Origin of the sequence: Sporocytophaga sp. (assembly GCF_017745095.1) — a bacterium.
GTDB lineage: Bacteria > Bacteroidota > Bacteroidia > Cytophagales > Cytophagaceae > Sporocytophaga.
Window position 1 is genome coordinate 30,464 of record NZ_JAGHZZ010000018.1, and the last position, 19,026, is coordinate 49,489.

A 19,026-nucleotide genomic window follows, 5' to 3' on the forward strand; every position below is an offset into this window, starting at 1 on the left:
ATCATGGGGACAAGTAAATCCTGTATTTTAATAGGTAAAAGCAAGTTGGGTTTCTTAAGCATAAATGACTACTTCGATTCTCTTTTAAATAACATTTTGTTAGAATGAATACATTCAATGGATATATCTATAAATGGAAAATTCACTTTATAGCCGCATTATTATTAACAGGTGTATTCTTTACTCTGTCAGAGTATAAGGATGTTGCAGCTAAGACTCCCCCTCTTACTCAATTTGCAAATTATGAATTAAATGATTCACATTTTCACCTTACTAATTACATTCAGAAAGGAACTGATATAAATAAGTTCTTAGATATAATGGGCGATAAAGTAGAAAGAGTGGCCTTATTCGGTATTCCTCTTCAGCAACAGTGGTCTTCAAGGATTTCTGGAAATCATGCACCACAGTATTACTTGGAGACAGATGCACCATTGTATTATTATTCCTTCACTGATGCATACATTGCCATGGCATATAAATCTTTAACGAAGGAGCAACAGAATCGGTTTGATCCTATGATTACAGGATTTAATCCTACTGATATGTATGCTGCAGATCATATAAGACGAGTATTACAGACTTTTCCAGGTGTATTCTCTGGAATTGGTGAGTTTACTGTTCATAAAGAATTTGTTTCACCCAAAGTGGCAGGAGGTGTAGCCAGCTTATTAGATCCTGCTTTGGATAGTATATTTAGTTTTGCAGGGGAAGCAGGATTAGCTGTTATTATACATAATGATATAGATGTACCATTTGCAAAGGAAAATGAAGAACCTGCTTACTTTAAACAGATGAAGAATCTTCTTTATCGCCATCCTAAAACTTCAATCATTTGGGCTCATATTGGTTTAGGAAGAATCATCCGCCCTGTTCAAAGCTCACCGACAGAGGAATTAACTTCGAGAAATAAAAATCAAATACAATTGGTACAAGATATTTTAAATGACCCAAAGTTAAGTCATGTATATTTTGATATTTCCTGGGATGAAGTGGCTAAGTATATTGTGAAAAATGATGCTACTGTTCGTGCTATGACAACTCTTATAAATAAGTTCCCGGATAGATTTCTCTTCGGAACGGATGTAGTTGCACCCGATAATCAGAAAGAATACTTACAGGTATATTATCAGTATGACCCCTTATGGAAATCTTTATCTAAAGAAACCAAAGATAAAGTTTGTAAAGGCAATTATGTTAGAATATTTGACCAGGCAAGAAAGAAAGTAAGAGAATGGGAGCGGGCAAATGTAAACTTGAAAACAAAATAAAATTTTAGTTGTTTTTGCTTTACCACTCGAAATTTATATTCTATCTACTATAGATAAAATGTATTCATTGTTTAATTTTTATTTGAGGATATTGAAAATGAAAAGAAATAAGAGAATCTCCTTCATTATAACTATGCTTTTTTTGACATTGATTCATTCTATAAAAGCACAGGAAGATAAAGTGACTACTAGAGGTAATGAGGCAGCACCTCATAAGGAGAAAGTAGACAGTATGACGATTTACGGGTTCGCAATGGGTGATGCGGGTTACAATTTTAATAACATAGATCCTAATTGGTTTGATGTGGTGCGACCAACAAAATTACCAGCTTTCAAAAATCAATTTGGATCGGATGGTAACACCTTTTTTTCCGTTCGTCAATCACGACTTGGAGTAAAAAGTTATTTCAATACTCGTTTTGGACAAATGAAGACAATATTTGAGATAGATATGTTTGGAGTTGGTGTAGATGCTGGTGAAACAACCATTCGTTTACGTCATGCCTATGGCGAATTGGGACATTTTGGTGCAGGACAAACGCATAGTCCTTTTATGGATATTGATGTATTCCCTAATATATTGGACTATTGGGGACCTAATGGTATGATTTTCTTTCGTAACGTGCAAATACGTTACATGCCCATTAAAAAAGATAATAGTCAGTTGACGTTTGCATTAGAAAGGCCAGGTGCCAGTCAAGATATGGGAAGGTATTCAAGTAATATTGAATTGGATAGTATTGAACCAAGATTTCCCTTTCCTGACTTTTCTGCAGAATACCGTCAAATAGGAAAGTTTGGTTATGTTAGACTAGCAGGTATTGTGAGAAGGATTATGTGGAAAGATCAGAATCCTGATTCACTTGATTTGTCTGGTGGCACAGTGGGATGGGGCTTTAATGTAAGCACTAATTTGAATCTGGGAAAGAAAGATATTTTCAGAGGACAATTTGTATATGGCAGAGGAATACAAAGTTATATTAACGACGCTCCCAGTGATGTGGCGCTCAAGGAGGATGTATCTCCTTCTCCAAAACCAGTTAAAGCGGTTCCTGTACCAATGATTAGTATGGTTGCTTTTCTTGAACATACTTGGAGTAAGAAATTCAGTACAACTATAGGCTATTCAATGTTAACCATTGATAATACAGATGGTCAGGCTGATGATGCTTTTCACAAAGGTCAATATGCGATCGTTAATTTGCTTTACTATCCAACCGACAATCTTATGGCGGGTATAGAATATCAATGGGCAAAACGAAATAACTTTAATGATGGATGGAGTTCTCATTTGAATAAAATTCAAGTTTCTGTGAAGTACAAATTTTCTCAATATATATATAGAAAGGTAAATTCATAGTGTTGGAATACTGTCACTTATCGAGATAATGCTTAAATAACCATGAAAAGAAAAGTACAATTGTCAAGAGGTTTATTCCTGAAAGGTTTTATTGGTGTTTTAATTCTTGGTGCTCTTTTGGTCTCCTTTACATTTTCTAAAGATGAAATTTCAGCTGAAAATATAGACCAGGTTATAAAAGAAGCTCATGAAAAATTTAAAGGCATTAAGGAAGGAAAAAATGCAGATTATATTCCTTATCTGGCTAAGGTTGATCCCAATTTATTTGGTATTGCTATCATTACAGCAGACGGACATGTGCATTTGGTTGGAGATACGAAATACGAGTTCGGAATAGAATCAATATCCAAGGTAATGACATTGGCTCTTGCTATGCAGGACAGAGGTCCTCAAGTAATAAAAGATAGTATTGGAGCAAATGCTACAGGTCTGCCATTTAACTCAATCACTGCTCTTGAAACTTTAGGAAAAGAACCTCAGAACCCTATGGTGAATGCAGGTGCCATAGCAACAACCAGTATCGTGCTTCCAAAAAATAACAAAGCAGAGAAATGGAAAAAAATGCATAACTATTTTAACAAGTTTGCAGGAAGAGAGATAAAAGTTATTGATGAACTATTTAAGTCTGAGATGGAAACGAACCAACGTAATAAATCTATTGCAATACTGCTTCAGTCTTATAACCGTATCTTTGATGATCCAATGATAGCGCTTGAACTTTATACCAAACAATGTTCTTTTGGTGTTAATGCAATGGATCTTGCAGTAATGGCCGCAACACTAGCTAACTCTGGTGTAAATCCAATGACAAGAGAAAAGCTAGTTGAAGCTAAAGATGTACCTGAAATTTTAGCTGTAATGAGCACTGCTGGTTTATATGAAAATACTGGGGAATGGATGTATACTGTTGGATTGCCTGCTAAGAGCGGTGTAGGGGGTGGTATTATGGCAGTAGTACCTGGTAAAATGGGAATTGCAGTTTTTGCTCCTCCTTTGGACCCCGCAGGTAATAGTGTGAAAGCACAAAAGGCTATTGAATTTATAGCAGATAAGTTGTCGCTGAATTTATTTTCTGCAAAGAAATAATCTATTTAATATTTAAGCACATAATTCTTCATATTTGAAATGTTGTCTGAAAATTAAGTCAACTTTTTAGGTATGAAGAATTTTTTTTAAAAACCTTTATATTTACCAAATCCTTCTCCAAAGCGACATTCGGACTGGCCCTTTGAATGGATTCATTTATTGCAATGTTAAATAATTGAATTTTATTTTTTACTATTACTTATGTAATGTATATTTATTACGTAAGTATATTGTGATTTGAAAAGTATTATATCCATATTTCTGATCATCAGTTGTATAGCTGTAATTTCTCTCAAGGATAGCCTCAGGAGTATCCACAGTCTTTTGCATTATATTCCTAATCCGTTTCACAGTCACGTTCATATTCATAGTCACCTTCATACTCATACGCATCGTTCAGGTAATGAACATGACCATAACCATCGATCTAATCACTATTTAAAAAGCCATCCCCAGGTTGAGCATGCATATGAGGTGCATCACCATCATCAAGCAGAATCTGCTGGTACGAATAAGGATGAGGTAAAAAATGTTCATAAACATTCGCAAGATCATGATGTATTGGAACACTTTGGATTGGAAAATCAGGAAGATGAATCATCCGCAGACGGTAGAAAGAAAGAAGGAAAAAACTCGTTTAAGATTCAATTATATCCTGGTATCTATTATCAATATGGTTTCAATGTAAATGAAAATGTTGCAGAGAATTATTTTCACGGAAATAATAATTTCTTCTTAATATATTTTCAAAATCCTCCATCACCTCCTCCTGAATATACTCTTTCTTAATTTTTAATTCCCAATCAATCCTTTAGTGTTGTGGTACATTCGGCCCACCTGATATTGGATTGCCCGGAATTGAATAATGATCTTTATAGGTCATTATAGCCCTATCCCTACGTCTATTATATATGAAGGTAGGGAGGATTTTATATTCTTATCATTTATTGATTTTCAAATGAAGCAGTATATACTTTTTACAGCAATATTCGTTTTGCTGGGCTGTCCTGCTTTTGCTCATGGAGTTATCAAGGGCAGGATAGTTAACTCAAAAACCGGAGAGCCACTGAATAATGCAGTGATTATTCTAAGGGAAAATAATTCAATGATTTTGAGTGATGAAAGCGGAGCTTTTGAGTTTCGCAGACTGGAAACCGGGATTTACCATTTAGACTGTTCGATGCTGGGATACAGGTCAAAATCTCAGGAAGTATTAGTAGATGAGAATGAAGTAAGATCTGAAACAATTAAAATGGAAGAAGGATTCCTTCAGATAGATCAGATTACAGTTTCCCCGAGAAAAGAAGTAAATTATTTCAATGCGATAGACTTTCGTTTAAGACCAACCCAGACCACCCAGGATTTGCTGAGGCTTGTACCTGGCTTGTTCATCGCTCAGCATGCCGGTGGTGGAAAAGCAGAACAGATATTTATTAGAGGCTTTGATGTCGATCATGGTACGGATGTGGCAATTTCTGTTGATGGTATACCTGTTAACATGGCTTCACATGCTCATGGTCAGGGGTATGCAGATCTTCATTTTGTAATTCCCGAAACGATTGAGGGAATGGACTTTTCCAAAGGGTCATACGACGCAAGGACAGGTAATTTTAATACTGCAGGGGCTGTTCGTTTTCAGACTTTAAATTATTTGAGGAAGAACATGTTGAAATTTGAAGCCGGTAGCTTTAATACCTACAGAGGGGTGACAATGTTAAAGCTGCTTGATAAAGTGGATTCGATAAACTCACGCAGGCAAAATGCTTATATAGCATCAGAGTTTGTGACGACCAAGGGATATTTTGTGTATCCGCAAAACTTTCAGCGTCTGAATATAATGGGAAAGTATACAGCAGATTTGAATAGCTCTACAAGTCTTAGTCTTTCGCTTTCAACATTTGCAAGCCAGTGGGATGCTTCAGGGCAAATTCCTGAAAGGGCTGTAAGAAGTGGACTGATATCCTGGTATGGCGCCATTGACCCTACAGAAGGAGGAAATACATCAAGAAGCAATGCTAATCTTTCTTTAGTAAAAACACTTAACGATGGTGCAGTTATCAGAAATCAGTTATATGGAATAAACTATAAGTTTAATCTATACTCGAATTTTACCTTCTTTAAAGACGATACTATTAATGGAGATGAAATCTATCAATATGAAGAAAGAAATATTTTCGGATATAATGGTTCATACTCAAAGAGCTATGAGATACTTGGAGTAAAGACTTCTACAATAGCGGGTTTCGGGTTAAGAGATGATAATATAAGGGACATAGGGCTGGCTCATACTGTTAGAAGAAGAATACTCAATGATATTAAAAAGGGAGATATTGATGAGACAAATGCTAATGTGTTTGCAAATCAATCTTTTTATCTTTCTCCAAGAGTTACTCTGAATCTTGGTCTCCGATATGATGCTTTTACTTTTCGATATAATGACAGGCTTTCTGATACTCTCGGTAAATCAAGAAGTTTGAATGTATTCAGTCCAAAAGTAAATCTGTATTACAATCTTTCATATGGAGCACAAGTATACCTTAGTGCAGGCAAGGGATATCACTCCAATGATACCAGGGTATCTGTTATGGATTCCGTGCGCAATAAGATACCTTCTGCATATGGACTTGATCTTGGTACTAATTTGAAAATCGGCAATAGAATTTTTATGAATGCTGCTTTATGGGTACTCACCATGGATACAGAGTATACTTATACAGGTGATGATGGTACAATAGGTTCCGAAGGCAGAAGCCGGCGATATGGATTGGATCTCAGTGCAAGAGGGCAATTGAACAAATGGTTGTTTTTTGATTTTGATTTTAATTACTGTAAATCAAGGCTTACAGATAATTCTGATGAGACAGGATATCTACCTTTAGCTCCTAAGTTCTCTAGTATTGCGGGGCTTAGCATTCGTAATCTTAATGGATTTAATGCAAGCTTACGATACCGCTATCTGGGTCAAAGGCCCGCTGCCGAAGATAACTCTATTGTAGCCCAGGGATATTTTATTATTGATGCAGTAGTGAACTACAATGCAGAGAGATTTCAGATTTCATTATCAGCAGAGAATCTCTTTAACCAAAAATGGAAAGAAGCTCAATTTGCCACAGAATCAAGGCTGCGAGGAGAGAGTATTCCTGTAACGGAGATTCACTTCACCCCGGGAACCCCTTTGTTTGTTAAAGCAGGAATAACCTATTTATTCTAAAGAAATAATAGAAAGGGGAATTGCAATTCCCCTTTCCTGTTTTGCCGAACGATAGATGATTTTGTTTAGTTATAATTTATATAACTTTAAAGTTCGGCTTATGACACTCATTAATTTCGCCAGATCTGAATTTGTAAAGTCAGTGAGTGATGGTTCAAAAAACTTTACAATAAGAAAAATGAGAAAACACCCTTTTAATAAAGGGGAGAAATTACAATTATATACGGGTCTTAGATCAAGGCATGCCATAAAACTTCGGGATGCTGTTTGTAAAAATGTATGGGATCTTCGGATAGAAGAGCATGAAGGAACTTTTTTATTTAAGCTGAATGGACGAAGGCTCTCGTATGAGAGAGTCAATGGAATTGCCCGGAAAGTGGGCTTCAGGACAGTTGATTTATGGATTAGCTATTTTAAGGAGAAATATGAATTTCCATTCGAAGGGCAGTTAATTGAATGGAATTAACTACACTTTTTTATAAGCAAATTAAAGACTCATACATATAAGAGGAATTGAAATAATCGGAGGGAACTTTCTATGTATCCCTTGTTTAATTTATAAACGTCTCACTGAAATGGAACAAAGGAACCTTATAATTTTTATAAAGCAATTACCTATGCCTTAAATACCTGTTCTTTAAGGGAAGATACCTAGTTCCAATAGAAGATTTTGAATAATTATATAACTAAGGATTAATTCAAGGGTTAATAAAGAAATCATCTGTTTTCGCTGAAAGAAGATTCAGTAGTTATGTTTGATATTTACTCATCACTATTCCCCAATAATAGAAGATTATAAAACTCCATAAGAGGATGTTGAGAGATAGCTTTATTGTAGTAGAGTTTCTGGCAATAGCCTCAGGGTGCCTATCGGGCGTATTGCATGCCCTTAGGAGAAACTTTGATATAGTTGGAGTAATGATTATCGGGATAGCATCCGGCGTTGGTGGGGGGATATTAAGAGATATTCTGATTAGCGAAGGACCTCCTTTGGTAATTAAATATGAAAGTTATCTGATTACAATTTTGTCAGCAACGTTTATAGGAATGTTTTTTGGTACATTAGTTGACCGATTGCAAAAGGTCATCTGGCATATTGACGCTTTTTCTCTTGGTTTTTTTACAATAGCAGGTATGCAACGTGCTTTCCTTAACGATCTGTCGGTACTGCCCGCATTATTTCTAGGCGTTATTACGGCTACTGGGGGCGGATTATTGAGAGATGTATTGTCAAGGGAAACTCCGATAATATTATTGCCAGGGCATCCGCATTCACTGGCATCTCTTTTTGGTGGAATTGTCTATATGATATTTATAAAGCTTTTCGGATTTGAGATAATTATAAGCGAGGTAATTGGAGTTATTGCAACTTATATATTAAAACTCCTTGCTTTAAAATATGATCTTATAGTTCCTACCCCTCCGGATGTAATGCATCATATACAGAAGTTTATGTCAAGGCGAAAGAGCAAAGGGGAAAAATGAGTTTTTAAATAATATCTTATTGATACTTTATTTTTGGTGATTAATGAAAAACAAGAAGTTGAATTAACCAATAGTATATCCATAAAACTCCCGCTAAATTCAGTATAAGAATAACTAGGTTTTTATTAGTCCCGTATTGAAGTCCAAGAATTGCTGGTATGATAAAAAGGGTGGCAATCCCTGAAGTGAGGAGAATATAAATGCCATAGCCTGAATTACTTTTTGATGTTAAAATAATGAATGACAGATACCAGAAATAAAAATTCCCCGCGAAGCTAAGAAAAGATAATACTCCGTTCACATATCTCAGTTTTGTCAATATAACTTCTTTAGATTTTAATCTTTTGTTGATTTTTGTAATGATCAATACAAAAGCAATAAAACATATAAGCGTAAGGAATAAGATAGGTATGCTCATAGCTGATTTTGACAGGTATTTAAATAAGAAAAGTAGTAATTTATTAATGAGGAACAGTAGTTAAAAAAGATAAAATACTTTTTCTTTTTGAAAAAGATTTGGTATCAAAAAAGCACGATCTGAAAGGATCGTGCTTTTAAACTTTTAGCTTTAAGTTTTAGGCTTACAACTTATTTAATACTCTCAGCAACAGCAGGCTCAAAGAACATTGTTTTATTCAATGCAATGATTGACTTATTAAAGTCTTCACGGTTCACAATGAATTGAAGGTTTACTTTTCTCAAAGAGAAACCTGCACTCTTAATATTGACATTAGCTTCAGCCAATGCACCAGCAGCTTTGCCAAGTACACCTGGCTGATCCATGTTGGAACCGATCATACAAACAATTGCTACTTTTTCAACCGCTACTTTCTGATATTCTTTCTCTAGTTCATCAACTAACTTTTGTTTAAAGTCTTTCTCCCAGATTACCATAGAAATACTATTGGCACTTGTTGCTTTGAAGATGTAGCTAACTTTGTAAGATTCGAACTTCTGCATGATCTTAAGATCAGAGCCAACTGCACCTACCATAAGAGGATCGAAAATCTCTATGATAACAGCCTTAGGCGTTCCTGTGATCACATCCACTTTTTTCTTTGGAGAAATATATTCTCTTGTGATTAAAGTACCTGGATGCTCTGGTTCGAATGCATTTTTGATTCTTAGGTCAATGCCCATCATTTCAAGAGGTTTGGATGCTTTCGGGTGAATAGCTTCCATTCCAACATCTGCAAGCTGATCAGCTACATCATAGTTGGTGTTGCAAACAGGGATACAGTTTTCAACTCCAACAATATTAGGATCTGCAGAAGATAAGTGATATTCTTTATGTATGATAGCTTCCTGAGGTTTTACAGCAACAGCAATCTTACAGAAGGTAACCTCTGAATATCCTCTGTCGAATTCTCTCATAATACCCTCCGTGCCTTTTGTATATCCTGTAACAACGCAGATGGTTTTAGAGAAATCTATGTCTTTGAAAGAATGCTCAATGCGCTGATCTATTGTGAAAGGATAGTGATCATCAAATCCTCCAAGATCTATAAGGGTTGCATTGATACCATGTTTCTGAAGAATGTTGGCAAAAACAAATGCCGAATGAGATTCACCAAGAGAAGCAAGAATCTCTCTGGATGCCTGAAGTATGTTTTCACTGCTTACATAACCTGAAGCAAGAACGTTAGCCAAGTTCTCAAGGAATTTCTCCGCCTGAGATATTTTATTGGCAATGTATTCGTCTGCAAGTTTCAAATCTAGCCCAAGGTCAACGTATTTTTTGTTGATCTCCTGAAGCTTTTCAGTAGTTTCCTTCAAAGGTTTGTGGAAGTCCTTTTGCTGGGTAATATGATGGTAAACTCCTGGTTCTCCTGTTTTCTTATTTTCCAGCAGCCAGTTGGTTACTCCCGAAAAAGCGGAAACCACAAAAATTCTGTTATAAAGGTTTTCATTTTCTCTGCCATATAATACGATGTTTTTCATTACATCATGAAGGGCAGTCATACATGTTCCACCTATTTTTTCTACTGTAAGCATTTTGAGATTTATGTTATATATTCACTTAATGTGTCTTGCCAAAAGAGAAGTTCAGGTTATTATTCAGTTAAGAAATTGTGTCCTGAAATTTAAGACTGGAAGATAAAATCCATACCACTTCCAGGTTAGTATTCCCTTTACTTATGCAAATTTATTGCAAATTAAAGAATTTTTAGTGTTTTAGTCACGCGGATTTTAAGTTTGGTAGCAAGAATTTTTCTTAAAGAAGCGGGGGCACAGTTTATTTAATTTTCATTGTAAAATCCTATGGGTTATTCTCTTGTTAATCAGTTTGTTGTTGGTTAAGGTGATGAATAGCCAATTGTAAACGAAAAATAGGGTTAATCTTCTGGCAGGAAAAACTTTTCTAATCTGCATTTACGTCCCTAATTTTCTTTACTTTGTGTATTAATTTTTTATAAAATTTTTAATCAAAGTTCATAATATGAATAAATCAGTACAGAAACTTTTGTTGCTTTCAATCGCTTTAGTCATTTTTTTAGGGCAATTGTCACATGCAGGCTCTATAAATACTCTTGGGGTGTTTAGCCCTAATACCCGCAAAAAGTCCAAAAGGTCATTAGCGAGGATAGCTGAGTCCAAACTTTGGCTTCCGGAAACAGAAGCTTATTATTATTGGGACTATGTTACAAATGACTGGGGTATATCACCAGATATTTCAAAAAATATATATGATGAAAAGGGGAATCTGCTAATGAATGTGAGTTTCTCTAATGCAGGCGACTCAATTTATAAAGAAGTCCATAAATATAATACTGATGGCAAGGAAATTGAAATCACCAGCTACTATTGGGGTGAAGAGGATTTTATTCCTGAATATAGGCAATATAGTACTTATGATTCATATGGAAGGCCATTGGGTTATATAAGTCAAGTCTACCTTTTAAGTAAAAATGACTGGGAAAATGAATTGAAAGTTGAAAGCACTTATTCATCGATAGAACTTCAGTCGCCGGATAATTACATTCAATCCAGTTGGGATGGTGAAAAATGGAAGGTAATCAGTAAAGGTGCGAATATAGTGTGGAAAGATTTTGAAAATGGTGATATTGCTTCAGGATTTGTATATAAATACGGTATTGATACTTTAATGACGATATACTCAACGGATGGAGGTATTACCACTGGCATGATCTGGAGATATGAATATGATGTTTTTATTCCAATGGCTAAAACACTCTCATCAGTAGATGAACTGGGTAATACTATTACAGTGCTTCAAGTATTAATGAATAATGAGTATCACGACTATCAAAAAACTACGGATTTGGTTGATGATTATGGAAATTACGCAGGTTCTGAGATTGCTTTCTGGAATGGATCTTGGGAAATTTCACAGTATAATATTTACAATAATACCTATAACGAAAGTGGTGATTTAGTGGAATCGGAAATAGTTAGTTATAACCTTGATGGTAAGGGAAATACGGAAAAAGTTAAGGTTGTTTATTCTGATTTCTTAGTGATAACAGGGCTTCAAAGGTCTGAAAATTCTATGTCAAGATTTGCATATCCTAACCCAACAACAGGTGTTGTAAATATTGAGGTAGGAGGGGATGAGGTCCTGTTCTCTGTTTACAATTTACAGAATCAATTGATATTATCTTCAAGTACTTCGGGTGGAAAAGCAACTATTTTAATGGAGGCTTTACCATCAGGAGTCTATTTGTTAAAGTCTGTAAGCTCTTCAGGTAAATTGTATACAGAAAAACTAGTGAAGGAATAGAATTTAGAGCTTAGCAATGAAGAAATAGAAAGGGAGGCTTGGTAATACTGACCTCTCTTTTTTTTATCTAATGATGAAGTTTTGGGATTAATTGTCAGGGATTTAAATATTGGCCTGATTTCAATCAGGATCAGATGAAATAAAACCTTAGTTTTAATGTTATCTTTACAGGCAAATTCAATTCAAAATGCGAAGAAGACTAAATTTTTTAAAGACTGCATTTCTTACATTTTCACTTTTATTCATTGGAAGTATATTGACTTCATGCAAGAAAGATAATCCAAATCCTTATGTAAATTTTACTCTGGATCTAAATGAGAGTTCTAATTCTGCATTAAGGATGCCCGGCGGATCAGTAGTCAGCAATGGTGCGATCATTGTGAGATATTCCAACTCTTACCTGGCATTCTCCAACTCATGTACCTATGATGGCTGCGGGTTAAGTTATTCATCCATTTCCAATCGCTTTATCTGTTCCTGTGATGGTAGTGAGTTTGATATTAATGGAAGGTATTTATCCGGATCACCAAGCCCCAATATTCCTCAATTTAATGTAACTCAGAATGGTAGCTTACTAACAATTATTAGTAAGTAAGACCTATCAAACAAAAGATAAAAAGTCTGGTTGCTTATTAGCAAATAAGGCTTTTTATGCAAAATGAGTATTTGTACTATGTAGCAGAGTGGATCATCGCATCAATACTATTAGTTATACTGGCAATTCTTTTTGAACTGGGTTATATTCTTGGAATAAAAAGACTAGTTAGAAAAGGAATTCGAGATGAGGATATTGGAGCCATACTGGGTGGTATTTTGGGCTTGCTGGGGATAATGTTTGCTTTTACATTTTCAATGGCAGCCTCAAGGTTCGATGCCAGAAAACTTGCGATCCTTAAAGAATCTAATGCCATAGGAACTACCTACCTCAGAGTCTCTCTTTTACCTGACTCCATAAAACCAGAAATATACTCCCTTCTTGAAAAGTATGTGGATTATCGTCTTAAGTATGATCGTACAACCGATCGAACAAAGATGAATGCTATCGTTGATAGCTCTGAGGCTGTTCAGGTCAAAATCTGGAGACTGGCTTCCAGAAATGCAGTATTAAATAATAATTGGAATTCTTCTCTTTTCATTAATACTTTAAATGAGATGATTGATCTATCTGCTGAAAGATATGCTGTTCAGCTCAATCACGTACCTGAGATCATCATTTATCTTATGATTTTGCTTGCCACTATCAGTACATTTACCCTTGGCTTTGCATGTGGGCAGGAAAAAAACAGGAAGTTTATTTTTTCATATAGTCTTGTGGTTTTGATGGTACTGGTATTGATCGTAATCATAGACCTTGACAGACCACTAAGGGGAATTATAAGAGTTGGGGATAAAAGTCTGATGGATCTGGACCGATCAATAGGGAAGTATTCACCATTAAAATCAGAAAGTAACTGATTAAACATCTATAACCCTATACCGGTTGTATTCATTCTTACCAAGGTATTATCTCATGCAGATTTTAAAATCTTCAGGATATTGGAGAATTCTTTTTTTATCCGGCATTATTATTTTAATGGTCCATGCTTGTAAGGACCCTGATCCTGTGAGTGATCTGGACCCTATTCAGAAAGATATGTATATATCTAATAGAGATGCCTCAGTTAATTTTGCTGACTTTAAAACTTACTTTCTCATTGATTCACTTAAAATGATAGGGAAGGATACTATTATCATACCTAAACACTATCTGACTGAGGAATTAATCATTCATGCTATTGATTCCAATCTTCAAAATTTGGGATTTGCCAGAGTAAATTTGGATCAGCATCCTGATGTAGCAGTGGTTGCTTCTGTATTAAGGTTTAAAGAATCAGTTCCTCTTTCCTACTCTCCAACATTGTTTGGGCCAGGCGTTTTTGGATATGCTTCTTCCAGTGAGTTTGGATTTCCCGGCTATCAGTTTTCAGCTCCTGATAATTTTGGGTTTTATTCTTTTGATGTAGGTAGCCTAGCTATTGATATGATTGATCTGAAGAATGCGCCGTCAGCAGGAAAATTAAATATAATATGGAATGGACTCCTATTGGGTGCCGCGAATGATTCTCTTGTAGCAAATCCACAAAGAGTGTTAACAGGTATTAATGTTTTGTTTGAGCAATCGCCATACTTAAAGGATGGAAAGTAAAATGGAGACTTATAAAATAAAGCTTCTTTGTCTGCTATTGCTGATTCTAATTATGAAAAGTGAAGCAAAAGCTCAATACCGAAATTTGTTCTTATATAATTACTCTGCAGGAAAAACTGTTGGATCGCTGGATAAGTTCATCGATAGAAAATACTATGACGGCTTTCATATTGATCTGAGACATTTTTTCAAAGAGGATTACTCTTTCGGTTTTCGCATCGGATGGAATAATGTAAAAGCTGTTCTTGACCGCCAAAGTTTTCAGACAGATAAGGGAACAGTTTCAGCAATTCAGACAAGGTATATGAGTAGTTTACCTGTAGTTGTTAACGCTTTTTATTATCCAGTAAAGGGTAAAAAACTTATCCCTTATGTAGGGGGAAGCCTGGGGGTATATGTCATGGATTATCAAAAGTGGTTTGGTGCGGTTGCCTTCAAAAAGAAATCATTCAGGCCGGGAATAAGTCCAGAAATAGGTTTCCTGGCACCTATAAAAAAGTCAGAAGTAGGAGTAGGCGCCTTTGCCCGGTTTAATTATGCAGCGTATTCCCATGAAGAGGTGAAAAATATGATCTACATGGAGCTGGGGGTAAGTATCTTCTTGGGAGATAAGAACGATAAAAGCTGTGAGTGAGCTAAGCGGAAAGCTTAAAGCTCAAAGTTCTGAGACTATAAACCTTATATTTAAATTTTTTCGGAGAAAGGAGCACTTATTAGATTAATTTGTATTCAATTTTTTATTTAATTTTTATAATCTAAGCGATACTTAACTTTCCGTTTTCCTCATTGTGCCTTCCACTTTAAGCTTTTAGCCTTCTGCTTTAAAAAGGTGGTACGAATTTGCTTGTGCTGTCGGCGTAACAACCAAATCATTAATACAGACATGAGCTGGAAGAGTGGCACAGTAGTATACAATATTTGCTATATCTTCTGCTTGTAAAGGCACATATCCTTCATAAACTTTTTTAGCTTTATCTTCATCTCCTTTGAATCGAACAAGAGAAAATTCTGTCTCAGCAGCTCCTGGGTGTATAGCTGTTACTTTAATATTGTGCTTTAGCAAATCTATACGCATACCCTTGCTGATGGCGTCTGTCGCATGCTTAGCAGCGCAGTATACATTTCCGTTTTCATAAACTTCCTTCCCCGCTATAGAGCCTATATTTATGATATGTCCTTTATTGTTTCTGATCATGTATGGAATAATAGCCTTAGACACATACAGTAATCCCTTAACATTAGTATCTATCATGAAGTCAAAATCCTGCAAATCTGCATCGGCAAAGTTTTCTCTACCCATTGCACCTCCAGCGTTGTTTACAAGAAGATCAATTGATTTCCACTCTTCAGGGATGCCTGTAGCAATATAGGTTACCTGATCTTTATCCGTTACATCAAAGTCATAAGCCAGAACAGCAGCATTATATCTTTCTTCCAGTTCTGACTTCAGGGCATTTAATCGTTCTTTACGTCTACCTGTTATGATACAGTTCCAGCCTTCTGATGCAAACTTCTCAGCTATTGCTTTTCCAAAACCAGACGTAGCGCCCGTTACAAGAATTATCTTCTTTGTCATTGATTGAACGTTTTATATTTAAGCGCCATTATTCTTCTGAAAGACTCTTCAATTCTGCTTTCTTTGATTTCACCTGATCTGACAAGCTTTTTAATGATGGCATGTATCTGGGTTGCAGATATCCTGTCTTCGAGATGGACATTATTGCCAAAAAGTAAGATATCAACACCTGCATTTATAGAAAGCTTAATAGCGTTTTCAAGTCCATAGTTTTTACTGATGGCATTCATATGCATGTCATCTGAAAAGACAACTCCGTCAAACTGAAGTAAATCCCTAAGTATATCATTCACGATGGCTTTGGATAGTGTTGCTGGCAAGCATGCAGTGTCCAGATGACAATTTGTTATGTGTGCAGTCATCACAGCATCGCAGTTGCCGGATCTGATAATATCTCTGTATGGCCATAGTTCCATTATTTTCCATTGATTGGTGACATCTACTATTCCAAGATGAGTGTCAACAGAAGAACTGCCATGTCCTGGAAAATGCTTTAAAATGGTTTTTACTCCATAGTCATGATGGCCTTCTATGCTTAATAAGGCCTGTTGGGTGACAATTTTCGGATCGTCAGAATAACTCCGTTCGACTTTATAGATTACAGGATTTTCTTTATTAAGACCAAGGTCCACATCGGGAGCGAAATTGAGGTTTATACCAAGCTCTTTAAGCTCTTTAGCAAGGTTTCTGGTATAATATAGGGTTGAATCAGGATTGTTAAGCTTTCCCAGGTATTGAGCCGAAGGCATTTTTACAAAACCATACTTTTCTTTTAATCTATGTACTTTACCTCCTTCTTCATCAATCGTAACGAAAAGAGGAATAGGAGCTTCAGCCTGAAGATCTGAGATTAGTTTTTTAAGAGTTTCTGCTGACTTTGTTTTGCTTATGTTTTTTTCAAATAGGATGATAGAGCCGATTTTACCTTCCCTTAAGTCTTTTCTTAAAGTGTCGTTCTCTGGCAAAGCTGTCCTATCGTTCAATCCCACAAGGATCATTTGCCCGATCATAATATTAAGGCTGTCTTCAGATAAAGGTTTGGATCTTGTTTTTGAGGTTTTGACAGGTGTGGTCCTCGTTTGTGAAGTTTTTTCCTTTGTTTTGCAGGAAATAAGAATGATAAATAATAAAAATAAAATTCTGAATTTCATTGTGATAGCATTAGTTAAAGCAAATAGTATTCTACTAAAACCGATATAAGTACTTGCTGTTTGCCAAAGATAAGAATCTTTAGCTATTAAATAAGTTGTAAATTGGCAGGATAAACTTGTGAATATGACTATGATTAAAGCTGTAATCTTTGACATGGATGGGATTCTTATTGATTCTGAGCCTCTGTGGAAAATTGCAGAAAAAAAAGCATTTGCCAAAGTTGGCCTTATTATGAGTACAGAAATGTGCAATCTTACAATGGGATATAGAATTAATGAGGTTACTGACTATTGGTATGAAAGAAGACCTTGGAAGGGAAAAAGCAAAGATGAAGTGACTGAAGATATTATTCAAACTGTTATTGATGAAATAAAGGCTAATGGAAATGAGCTGAAAGGGGTAAAGCGTTCCTTAAGATTATTGAAGGAGCAAAACTATAAAATTGCGCTTGCTTCTTCATCTGCTATGAGGATCATTAATGTCGTAGTAGACAAACTGGAGATAAGAGAATATTTTGATTCAATATGTTCTGCTGAAACCGAACCATATGGAAAACCTCATCCGGCTGTATTTATCACAGCAGCAGATAAACTTAAGATAGATCCGCATCAGTGTCTTGTTATAGAGGATTCTGTAAACGGAGTGATTGCTGGCAAAGCAGCAAGAATGAAAGTCGTGGCAATACCGGATGAAAGCCTTTCAGGAGATAAGAGATTTATCATTGCAGATACAATCTTGCCGGATCTTGATCATTTAACTTTGGATTTGATCAGAAGCTTTTCTTAGAAGAATTTTTAAGTATAATTTAAATCTTGTCGTTATCCTTGTCTGTTCCATTCTCAGGGCATTTCCTTGTAGAGACGCCATGCTGGCGTCTCTCTATCGACAAGGATGGAATTTATCTTGTCAGGTACAATGGTGATAAACAGTATTATCTATAATATTTCATCATCGTTTCATTATCAAAGTTTTGAGACGCCATGCATGGCTCTCTACAGGGAAGATTTACTAAGAAAGGCAAGAGACCTTGTCTTACACATCAAGAACCTCGATATTCTTTTTCATTCCTCGAACTTCGGTAATCATTATAAAAAACATCACTATACTTGGGAGTAGTCCCGGATTCATAATTCGGTTACATATTTCCCTTGTCATAGCCTTATTGCTTTCCCTTACTTCTGCTTTTCCCTTTTCGTCTGACATGGCTAGAATGCAGGCACATTCCCAGCTTTTGCTCCTAGCTACAGATACGCTGAAGTTTAATAGTTTTCTTTCGAGTTTGGGGATTATTCTCGCAAGCAATCCGAGGACCGGAGATAAAAAGAAAATATCCTTCTCAAGCTGGACAATGGCATCAGAAAGGATTTGATTTATTTGGAAATAATCCTTACTCAGATTGATTACTTCCTTTCCTGGCGCCACTGCTACACAGGTGTTAGGGAGGTCGTAGTTAACATGTGCATTTACTCCTAAAAGCAAATGCTGAATGATGGTATGTTTCTTTTTACCATTTTCAAAAGCATAAAACCAGGGACTGTCAGCACCAAGAGTGTTATTGTGATAACTTTCATAAGCATCCAGATAGTAATTGGCAAAGATCTCTACAAACTCCGTCATACGCTGATTGTCTTCAAATTCTCCTTTTTCGATCGCACCTCTCACCCTGATTGATATGGTTTTGTAAAATGCAGCAAAATATCCATTCCGGTTTTTGCTTTTCTCACAAGAAGCGATGATTTTATCCAGCTTTGTTAGGGTGGATTCGATAGGCTGACCTTTTGGAAGGGAACTTTCCTGCAACATGGGTTATGAAGAATTTTTATTGAAAATATTAATTTTGTTGTGAATATAAAATTTGAGTCTTGTATCTTATTGGGATTGAGTGTTTATGGAAATCTGCTAAACACTAGTGTTAGGGAAATGTTAAAATAATAGATTGATTGAACTATTGGAGGAGG

Annotated in this window: 18 protein-coding genes; 13 read left to right on the forward strand and 5 right to left on the reverse strand. The window is 35.8% G+C overall.

Annotated features, from left to right (window positions below):
- The first annotated feature begins 104 nt into the window (after positions 1-104).
- The 7 genes from J7604_RS20565 to J7604_RS20595 all read left to right on the forward strand — a co-directional run bounded on the left by J7604_RS20565 (position 105) and on the right by J7604_RS20595 (position 8,413).
- Positions 105-1,271, forward strand: a complete 1,167-nt coding sequence (locus tag J7604_RS20565) for an amidohydrolase family protein (RefSeq protein WP_293900080.1) — start codon at positions 105-107, stop codon at positions 1,269-1,271.
- A gap of 97 nt (positions 1,272-1,368) precedes the next feature.
- Positions 1,369-2,631, forward strand: coding sequence for a DcaP family trimeric outer membrane transporter (locus J7604_RS20570; protein ID WP_293900082.1), 1,263 nt, complete (start codon positions 1,369-1,371; stop codon positions 2,629-2,631).
- A 42-nt stretch (positions 2,632-2,673) separates the two neighbouring features.
- Positions 2,674-3,717, forward strand: a complete 1,044-nt coding sequence (gene glsA / locus J7604_RS20575; protein ID WP_293900084.1) for a glutaminase A — start codon at positions 2,674-2,676, stop codon at positions 3,715-3,717.
- Positions 3,718-3,954: 237 nt separating this feature from the next.
- Positions 3,955-4,506 carry a hypothetical protein gene (locus J7604_RS20580; RefSeq protein ID WP_293900086.1) on the forward strand — a complete coding sequence of 184 codons (552 nt, stop codon included), beginning with the start codon at positions 3,955-3,957 and terminating at the stop codon, positions 4,504-4,506.
- A 169-nt stretch (positions 4,507-4,675) separates the two neighbouring features.
- Positions 4,676-6,928, forward strand: a complete 2,253-nt coding sequence (locus J7604_RS20585) for a TonB-dependent receptor (protein ID WP_293900088.1) — start codon at positions 4,676-4,678, stop codon at positions 6,926-6,928.
- Between the two features lie 100 nt (positions 6,929-7,028).
- On the forward strand, positions 7,029-7,394 hold the full coding sequence (locus tag J7604_RS20590) for a hypothetical protein (RefSeq protein WP_293900090.1): 366 nt from the start codon (positions 7,029-7,031) through the stop codon (positions 7,392-7,394).
- Between the two features lie 347 nt (positions 7,395-7,741).
- On the forward strand, positions 7,742-8,413 hold the full coding sequence (locus J7604_RS20595) for a TRIC cation channel family protein (RefSeq protein ID WP_293900093.1): 672 nt from the start codon (positions 7,742-7,744) through the stop codon (positions 8,411-8,413).
- A gap of 40 nt (positions 8,414-8,453) precedes the next feature.
- Here the strand turns inward: J7604_RS20595 and J7604_RS20600 are convergent, their stop codons facing one another.
- A complete protein-coding gene (locus J7604_RS20600) occupies positions 8,454-8,831 on the reverse strand; it encodes a hypothetical protein (protein WP_293900096.1) in 378 nt (125 codons plus the stop codon).
- 170 nt (positions 8,832-9,001) lie between these two features.
- Positions 9,002-10,408 (reverse strand): aspartate kinase, encoded by a 1,407-nt coding sequence (locus J7604_RS20605; protein ID WP_293900099.1) that lies wholly within the window; start codon positions 10,406-10,408, stop codon positions 9,002-9,004.
- 445 nt (positions 10,409-10,853) lie between these two features.
- On the opposite strand from J7604_RS20605, the gene J7604_RS20610 reads away from it, so the two are divergent.
- The 5 genes from J7604_RS20610 to J7604_RS20630 all read left to right on the forward strand — a co-directional run bounded on the left by J7604_RS20610 (position 10,854) and on the right by J7604_RS20630 (position 14,974).
- Positions 10,854-12,155: a T9SS type A sorting domain-containing protein gene (locus tag J7604_RS20610; RefSeq protein ID WP_293900102.1), complete on the forward strand. Its 1,302-nt coding sequence runs from the start codon at positions 10,854-10,856 to the stop codon at positions 12,153-12,155.
- A gap of 187 nt (positions 12,156-12,342) precedes the next feature.
- The gene (locus J7604_RS20615) at positions 12,343-12,750 is read left to right on the forward strand and encodes a ubiquinol-cytochrome c reductase iron-sulfur subunit (protein ID WP_293900105.1); all 408 of its coding nucleotides are present in this window, start codon (positions 12,343-12,345) and stop codon (positions 12,748-12,750) included.
- 56 nt (positions 12,751-12,806) lie between these two features.
- The gene (locus tag J7604_RS20620; RefSeq protein ID WP_293900108.1) at positions 12,807-13,610 is read left to right on the forward strand and encodes a hypothetical protein; all 804 of its coding nucleotides are present in this window, start codon (positions 12,807-12,809) and stop codon (positions 13,608-13,610) included.
- A gap of 55 nt (positions 13,611-13,665) precedes the next feature.
- Complete coding sequence (locus J7604_RS20625) at positions 13,666-14,340, forward strand: DUF4136 domain-containing protein (protein WP_293900111.1); 675 nt, start codon at positions 13,666-13,668, stop codon at positions 14,338-14,340.
- Positions 14,341-14,392: 52 nt separating this feature from the next.
- Positions 14,393-14,974, forward strand: coding sequence for a hypothetical protein (locus J7604_RS20630; RefSeq protein ID WP_293900114.1), 582 nt, complete (start codon positions 14,393-14,395; stop codon positions 14,972-14,974).
- 174 nt (positions 14,975-15,148) lie between these two features.
- On the opposite strand, the gene J7604_RS20635 is transcribed toward J7604_RS20630, so the two are convergent.
- Positions 15,149-15,916, reverse strand: a complete 768-nt coding sequence (locus J7604_RS20635; RefSeq protein WP_293900117.1) for an SDR family NAD(P)-dependent oxidoreductase — start codon at positions 15,914-15,916, stop codon at positions 15,149-15,151.
- The gene (locus J7604_RS20640; protein WP_293900120.1) at positions 15,913-17,067 is read right to left on the reverse strand and encodes a glycoside hydrolase family 3 protein; all 1,155 of its coding nucleotides are present in this window, start codon (positions 17,065-17,067) and stop codon (positions 15,913-15,915) included. Before J7604_RS20640 ends, J7604_RS20635 begins: the two co-directional genes overlap by 4 nt.
- Before the next feature lie 124 nt (positions 17,068-17,191).
- Here J7604_RS20640 and hxpB point away from each other — a divergent pair, with 124 nt between their 5' ends.
- Complete coding sequence (gene hxpB, locus J7604_RS20645; protein WP_293900123.1) at positions 17,192-17,854, forward strand: hexitol phosphatase HxpB; 663 nt, start codon at positions 17,192-17,194, stop codon at positions 17,852-17,854.
- A gap of 246 nt (positions 17,855-18,100) precedes the next feature.
- Here hxpB and J7604_RS20650 read toward each other — a convergent pair whose 3' ends face one another.
- Positions 18,101-18,871 (reverse strand): DUF5995 family protein, encoded by a 771-nt coding sequence (locus J7604_RS20650; protein ID WP_293900126.1) that lies wholly within the window; start codon positions 18,869-18,871, stop codon positions 18,101-18,103.
- Positions 18,872-19,026 lie beyond the last annotated feature (155 nt).